This is a genomic window from Verrucomicrobiales bacterium, assembly GCA_016793885.1.
Lineage (GTDB): Bacteria > Verrucomicrobiota > Verrucomicrobiia > Limisphaerales > UBA11320 > UBA11320.
Genome location: JAEUHE010000167.1, coordinates 91,421 through 97,965, shown reverse-complemented (window position 1 = coordinate 97,965; position 6,545 = coordinate 91,421). Strand labels below are relative to the sequence as shown.

General features: G+C 58.7%; 6 protein-coding genes. 2 read left to right on the top strand and 4 right to left on the bottom strand.

The window, feature by feature from the left end; all coding sequences use genetic code 11:
• Nucleotides 1-406 precede the first annotated feature (406 nt).
• Entirely contained in the window at nucleotides 407-3,109 is a 2,703-nt protein-coding gene (locus JNN07_19255; protein ID MBL9169883.1) for a HEAT repeat domain-containing protein, read from the bottom strand.
• Nucleotides 3,110-3,390: 281 nt separating this feature from the next.
• Here JNN07_19255 and JNN07_19250 point away from each other — a divergent pair, with 281 nt between their 5' ends.
• Entirely contained in the window at nucleotides 3,391-3,858 is a 468-nt protein-coding gene (locus JNN07_19250; protein MBL9169882.1) for an NUDIX domain-containing protein, read from the top strand.
• A gap of 30 nt (nucleotides 3,859-3,888) precedes the next feature.
• Here JNN07_19250 and JNN07_19245 read toward each other — a convergent pair whose 3' ends face one another.
• On the bottom strand, nucleotides 3,889-4,401 hold the full coding sequence (locus tag JNN07_19245; GenBank protein ID MBL9169881.1) for a hypothetical protein: 513 nt from the start codon (nucleotides 4,399-4,401) through the stop codon (nucleotides 3,889-3,891).
• Complete coding sequence (locus JNN07_19240; GenBank protein ID MBL9169880.1) at nucleotides 4,382-4,951, bottom strand: RNA polymerase sigma factor; 570 nt, start codon at nucleotides 4,949-4,951, stop codon at nucleotides 4,382-4,384. Before JNN07_19240 ends, JNN07_19245 begins: the two co-directional genes overlap by 20 nt.
• Nucleotides 4,952-5,102: 151 nt before the next feature.
• On the opposite strand from JNN07_19240, the gene JNN07_19235 reads away from it, so the two are divergent.
• Nucleotides 5,103-5,561: a hypothetical protein gene (locus JNN07_19235; protein MBL9169879.1), complete on the top strand. Its 459-nt coding sequence runs from the start codon at nucleotides 5,103-5,105 to the stop codon at nucleotides 5,559-5,561.
• Between the two features lie 26 nt (nucleotides 5,562-5,587).
• On the opposite strand, the gene JNN07_19230 is transcribed toward JNN07_19235, so the two are convergent.
• Nucleotides 5,588-6,448 carry a transporter gene (locus tag JNN07_19230; GenBank protein ID MBL9169878.1) on the bottom strand — a complete coding sequence of 287 codons (861 nt, stop codon included), beginning with the start codon at nucleotides 6,446-6,448 and terminating at the stop codon, nucleotides 5,588-5,590.
• Nucleotides 6,449-6,545: the final 97 nt, after the last annotated feature.

Below are 6,545 nucleotides of genomic sequence, written 5' to 3'. Positions count from 1 at the left end.
GCAGACCTAAGCCTTATCCGCTCCTGATGAAACATCGGAGAACGTTTCGCGAAATTTCCCATCGAAACCGATACTACAAAAACAGCGTCTTCGGTCCCAAATACCGCATTTCTTCGAAGCGCTAACTAACTGCCATTCAGGCCTGTCCCTGGTTCAGATCCTCGCTCTTTCTACGGGCGCGCCTAGGGCACTGGGGATCGGAGTGGCCTGTCCCTGATTGCGTGGGCGTTGCTCACCCTGTCGTTGAGGGAGTTCTATACTTCTCCAGGTTCTATACTTCTCCAGCTTTCTCACCCCGTGGGAGGAGGATTCCAGCTCCGCTGTTAGGACGAAAGCGGCAGAAGGCTGCCGCACTCCGCAATGGTTAGCCTCCTGCCAAAACTGTCGGACGCGGGCTTTCCTAGCGTCAGCGTGTGGGGACTGGAGGCCGGGAACGCGGCGCCGACTTCGGTTTGCTAGCTGCGTTGGTGGATGACGGACTGTCCGCCGGTGCGGCCAGGGCTTCGACCTTCTTCTTGAGAGTCTCCAAGTCGCGCTTCAGGTCTTTGTTTTCCTGCTGGAGAGAAAGCACCTGGTCTCTAACGTCGCCCAGATCGACTCCGGGTTTGCGCTGAGTCCGGAGCTCGGTCAGAGCCGCATCCGCGGTCTGACGAACCCTGGAGGTTTTAGGAAGGTCGATGAATTTTTCCAACGCGGGAAGCGCCGCCGGATCGCCCAGCTGACCCAACGCCCGGATGGCGGCCATCTGCAGCCGATCCTGAGGGGCGTCCAGAAAGGTGGAGAGATAGTCCCGCACTTCGGCTTTGGCCTCCTGCAACCTGCCGAGGGACGCCAATGCCTCCAGCGCCGCTCCGACACTGGCAGTCGGCCAGCTAGTCTGGTTGGATGTCACCGCGGCGAGCAGTGGCGGGATGTAGGAGGGATCAGCTTGCTGTCGCATCGCAACAACGGCGGCGTCGGACAGGACGGCTCGATATGAGTTAGTGGCCAAGAACGCCAGCAGGAAGTCGCGAGTCTGGGGGCGGGAATAGGAGCCGAGACTTCGGATCGCCGAGGCGAGGATGTCGGGATTTTTTTCCTGGCCTAGGGTCCGTAGCGCCTGGCCCAGGCTTTCCTCACGATAAGGACGCGTGACATCATTGAGCACCTGAGCTCGGACTCGGGCGTCCCCCTGCGCCAGACCGGACTGAAGTGCCAAACGTGCATCCGGAGTGTCGATCTGCCGAAGTGCCTTGGATGCCTCGATGCGGGCGCCGTAGAAGGAATCGTTGAGCAGCACTTTTTTGAGCAGCTCGACCGAGGCTGAATCCTTTTTGCGAGCCAGTTGCGCGATCGCTTCGAGGCGGCCGATCAGATCAGAGCCGTTGGCGAGTTGAGCGGCCACGAGCGGGAAAGGCAGATCAAAGGAGACCTTGGCGAGGACCGAGAACTCAGGATCGAACCGGACCCAGTCCGGCTTCTCGGACAGGGCAGCATAGAATTCCGCGCTCTTGTCCTTCAGAGTCCATTCCCGATCCACCGTGCCCGCCTTGCCGCCGAAGCGGAACTTGACCGGAATCTGGAAGAGCAGCACTTCCGGGGACGTCGGCTGGTTCTGGGTTACGCTGACCTTGGCGAGTTTTTCCTTCTCCAGCCATTCGTAAGTGATGCGGAGGTCGGGCTGTTGCGCGTGGTAGACATACTGATCGAAAAAGGCGTCGAAGGAACGGCCCGACAGCTCCTCGATGACACGGACCAAATCCTCCGTCTCAACGACTCCGAACTTATGCCTCTCGACGTAGGTTTGAACGCATTTGCGATAGAGATCTTCGCCTAATTGGTGGCGCAGCATATGAAGGATCCAGCTGCCTTTAGGATAGGCCCGGAAACTGAATTGCTCCTCGGGCGAGGAGAACCCTCGATGGACAATCGGCAATCGGTCATCGGGAACCGCGACGATGCCTTTCGCGCTTTGATACATGATATAGAGTAGTTCGTCAGGTCCATGCTTGCTCCCGCGATACAGGGCGTCGTAGTAGGTAGCGAACCCTTCGTTTAGCCAGAGATGACTCCAATCTTTACAGGTGACCAGGTCGCCAAACCATTGATGTGCGAGTTCATGAGCGACCAGACTTTCGCTGCTGCGGAGGGTTTCGAAGCCGTCGGGGTACAGGGTGGCATCGTTCAGAATGGTGAGAGTCGTGTTCTCCATGCCACCCCAATGATAATCCGCGACCGCCACTTGATAATACTTGTCCCAGGGATACGCCACTCCGATTTCCTTTTCGAAGAAAGCCATCATGTCGCTGGTTCCCGCGAGAGTGTTGCGCGCGTTGGCTATCTGAGAGGCGGGCGTGTAGAGGGCAAGCGGGATGTCGCGGTACTTTTCTTCGATGCCTTTGAGGTGCCCGGCGGCCAGTGCGATGAGGTAATTCACGTGAGGTTTGTCCTGCAGCCAGCGGAAGCTGCGCAGCCCGGTGTTCGCATCGAGTTCTGATGACAACTGTTTGCCGTTCGAGAGCGCGACCATATCGGACGGCACATGGCAGATCACCTCGCTGGTGAACTTTTCGTTAGGAGCGTCAAAGGAAGGGAACCAATGACGAGCCTCGGTCGGTTCCCCCTGGGTCCAGAGATGGCTGTCAGCCGCGGGATAGCCTTCTGCCGGAGTCCTGAAATAGAGTCCTCTTCGCGGGGTGGCTGAGTAGCGGATGACCACCTCAGCCGCCTTGTCCGCAGCCACGGGACTGGAGAAGGTGATTTCGATCTGGGTATCGGTCGACTGCCATGCCTGGATGGGCTCGCTGGAGGTGACCGACTGCACCCGCAGATCGACCGCATCGAGTCGAAGCTGGGTAAGGGGTTTCGCGATGGGCGACCAGCGCAATGTCGCAGTGCCTTCGATCGAGCTGCGATTGAAGTCGGGGATGACATCGAGGATCAGGTGCTTGATGTCGATCTCGCGGCTGGGGGCGTACTGCCGCCCGCCTTTGGCATCCGTTGTCGCGAGCCAGGCATTGCGCATGCAGTGCGCGCAGAAAAGTTCCTCACTCTTCGCGCTGAGCGCGGTCAGAAATGCGAGCAGGGCCAGGAACTGCAGTCCAGGAACACGTGCCGATCGAATATGCATGGGGTTGGTTTAACAGAACAGCCATGGAAGAGGGAAGGGGAGAGTAGTTGGATTCTCGAGTGAAGAGTGGCGAGTGGCGAGTGGCGAGTGGCGAGTGGCGAGTGGCGAGTGGCGAGTGGCGAGTGGCGAGTGGCGAGTGGCGAGTGGCGAGTGGCGAGTGGCGAACGACAGAGGGTTGACACCCTTCGTTTCCGCGATCGCAAATCCAAACTCTAAAATCCAAAACCAGAGGGTCGATTTGCATTGAAACTTCAGGGCTGGCCAGGCTGCACTTGCTGGGCATGGCTCATATTCACGAGAAGATTGATTTTACGGTCGCCATCTTTGTGGTGCACGAGAGGAAGGTGCTGGTGATTTATCATCGCAAGCTCCTCAAGTGGCTTCCGCTCGGGGGGCATATCGAGCTAGATGAAGATCCGGAAGTTGCCGCGCTTCGGGAGGCTAAGGAGGAAAGCGGGCTGGATGTCGAGTTGGTGGGGGAGCGTCCCCCGACCACCGAGCCGGGCACACGCGCTCTGATCGCTCCGCGGTTTCTGGATATCCATCGGATCAATCCGACCCATGAGCACATCGGAATGATTTATTGGGCGCGGCCCCAAGGGGGCGAAATTCGCTGTGCCGTCGAAGAGCACTTTGACATTCGGTGGTGTACTGCGGACGAACTGGAGCAGCTGGATCCGCCCATGTCAGGAGCGGTGAAGTGGTATTGCAATCAGGCCATCCGGGAGGTCGGCAGGTTGGAGATCTAGCTGAGTGGACGTTCTCCGACTACCACGGGGTTAGGTTTGCTGACGGAACCGCCAGGTCGACCAAACCGCGCTGATGCCACAGAGGGTGACCCAGCCTAAGAAGCTCGCCACCTGAGGTGCCGTGAGCGGAATGGATTCCACCAGGAGGCCGGTGGGGAGGAGAGCGTCGAACCGGGCGGAAATCCCCATGAGCACCAGTGTCACCAAGGTGACCGAGGCTAGCGACTCCAGCCCGACTCGACGGATCTGCTGCCCAGAGTATCCGGAAAACTGGTTCCAATGACGAGCGTCTTCGGCCATCAGTTCCTCGCGGCTGATGGCTCGCCGTTGGCGTGCCGCAAGGCTTTCGAGACGCATCATGAGCCGGCTCTCAAAATCGCTGGGCAGTGCAGGGGTAGACAGGGCTGACCTCAAGCTCTGGTCCAACGACTGAAGCTGTAAGGTGAGAGCTTGGCACCGGGGACAGGTAAGTTGATGCTCCACGGCGGGGCCGGGTAGGGTTTCCTGAAGAAGCATCAGTTGTTCAACGCGTGCGCAGTTCATGGGTTTGACTCCGGTTAAATTCACGTAGCAGTTCCTTTTTGGCGCGATAGAGATCTGTTTTCACTGTTCCCAGTGGGATTGCCAGCATCTCCGCAACCGTTTCGTAGGAGCAGTCCTCGAAGTAGTAGAGCCTGAGCACTCGCCGATGTCTCTCGGAGAGCCGGTCCAGTAGCGAGGCCATCTCCTGAGTCTGGAGCCGTGGTGTCCCCTCTCCGGGAGGGGGCGAATTTGGGTCGGCAATCTCCTCCGCGCCCTCCTCGTTCAGGGAAATCGACACCCGATACGCACGTCGGCGCAGCTCGCTCAGACAGGTGTTTCGAGCGATGGTATACACCCACGTCGAGAGGGCTGACTGACCCCCATAGCCAGAGAGGCCGCGCCAGACCTTGACGAAGCAATCTTGGGCGGCGTCGTGCGCCGAAGCCTCGTCCCGAAGAATCCCCATGCATAGATGAAAGACTTTGAGCTTCATTCGCTCCACGAGGTGCTCGAATGCGGCTTGGTAGTGCTTCTCTTGCAGTAGTTTTTGAATGTCGTCTTCCGGAATCATCAGCCGCGACCATCCACACCCGTCGACACACACGACGCGCGCCGGTTCGCTTTTGTTTCAAAAGACTGAAACATTTGTCCATGATCAGGAGTCGGAAGGGCTGAACATTTGATCCCGACGGCGGGATTTGAACTAGATAAAGCACACCACTATGGACGAATCGACCTTAGCTCTTCTGATCCCGATCATCGCGATTGTAATGGGTTGCAGTATCCCAATGTTGCTCTTCTTCTTCGAATATCTGAAGAAGAAGCAACTTTACTCAGCGATCCACCAAGAGCGCGTAGCAGCGATTGACAAAGGGTTGGATCTTCCCCCGTGGCCGGAAGGACTGTTTCGTAATCACGAAGTCACCCCTCATCCCCGTCGCTACCTGCGCCGCGGGCTCATCTGGGTGTTTGTTGGAATCTCGCTCGGCATCAGCATCTACTACGGCGGCAAGGGTTCGCCTCAGCGCGCGATCTTTGGACTCATCCCGTTCGCCATCGGACTGGCCAATCTGATCTACTATCGCATGGAGGGACGCAATGAAACCGCCGACTGGGAAAAGGAGCGGGCGAAAGAGGAAAGGAAAGCGGCCGGCGCAGCGGTGGACGGTCGAGCGGTGTGAGGCGGCTGAAGGTAGGCCGCCTTGGTTTACCGCGGCGGCTCGGGGGTTCGGAGGAACGAGTGTTCCCAAGACAGATACAGCAAGACGCCGAAATCCGGTGCCGACCGGGTGATCCCAACCGGGATACCGACTCCCACCACCCATTGCGAATCGCCCCAGTTCACGGCATAGCGCGCCCCCGGCGAGATAACACACTCGAAGGTGGAATGCACTGCGGCTGATGCGTCCACCGTCTGCGTCCAAGCCCCCACGCTTTCGAGAAGCAGATGCAACTGGCGGTGGGGGGCGTAGACGAGGCTGCCGGCGAGGTGCGGTGTGATCGGGTCGCGCCCACGCAGGCCGGGAAAGGTTGTAAACCCGGCGTTTCCGTGTATGGCCCAGCGATCGGAAAGAGTTTTGCTCAACGGGAGGTTGAACTGGTATCCGAGCCGACCTTCTCCCAAACCGCGCCGCGCGCTGCCGGTGGGCAGAATCAGACTGAGTCGAGGCGCGACGGCGGGACTAGAATCCTGCTCGAAGAGTGCCTGAAGGCGATAGTGCAGCGCGATGTCGCCGAGACCGCTCGTAGAGCCCGACCGGTCCTCCAGAATTGAGTAGGGAAGCGTGTAGGCAATCTGGTGCCGCTCGCTGGCGAGTGGCCATTCCTGGGTGAATGCGAACTGCCATTCACGATCGTCCGTGCTGCCCATGCGGTGCACATGATGTCCCATCAGCAATAAGTGATGCACGATCCCGGGCTCCTGATTGTAGGCCTCCTCCACTAGAATCGAATTGTCCTTGATCGCTTCCACTGCCCGATCACCGGACTCATGCCCCGTTGCCGAGCCGGCCACGAGGAAGCCGAGGGTCAGAACCCGACCGTATCCACACGCTTGGCTGAATTGCATGAGATCGATCTAATCAAGTCTCGGAACAGTTGCAAGAAACAAAGTTAGGTGAACCTAAGTTCTGAACTACTCCACAGGTTTCGTGTTGAGCAAGAGT

Coding starts and splice junctions, on each gene's coding strand:
- JNN07_19255 (MBL9169883.1), bottom strand. CDS start 3,109: ATGCATATTCGATCGGCACGTGTTCCTGGACTGCAGTTCCTGGCCCTG.
- JNN07_19250 (MBL9169882.1), top strand. CDS start 3,391: ATGGCTCATATTCACGAGAAGATTGATTTTACGGTCGCCATCTTTGTG.
- JNN07_19245 (MBL9169881.1), bottom strand. CDS start 4,401: ATGAACTGCGCACGCGTTGAACAACTGATGCTTCTTCAGGAAACCCTA.
- JNN07_19240 (MBL9169880.1), bottom strand. CDS start 4,951: ATGATTCCGGAAGACGACATTCAAAAACTACTGCAAGAGAAGCACTAC.
- JNN07_19235 (MBL9169879.1), top strand. CDS start 5,103: ATGGACGAATCGACCTTAGCTCTTCTGATCCCGATCATCGCGATTGTA.
- JNN07_19230 (MBL9169878.1), bottom strand. CDS start 6,448: ATGCAATTCAGCCAAGCGTGTGGATACGGTCGGGTTCTGACCCTCGGC.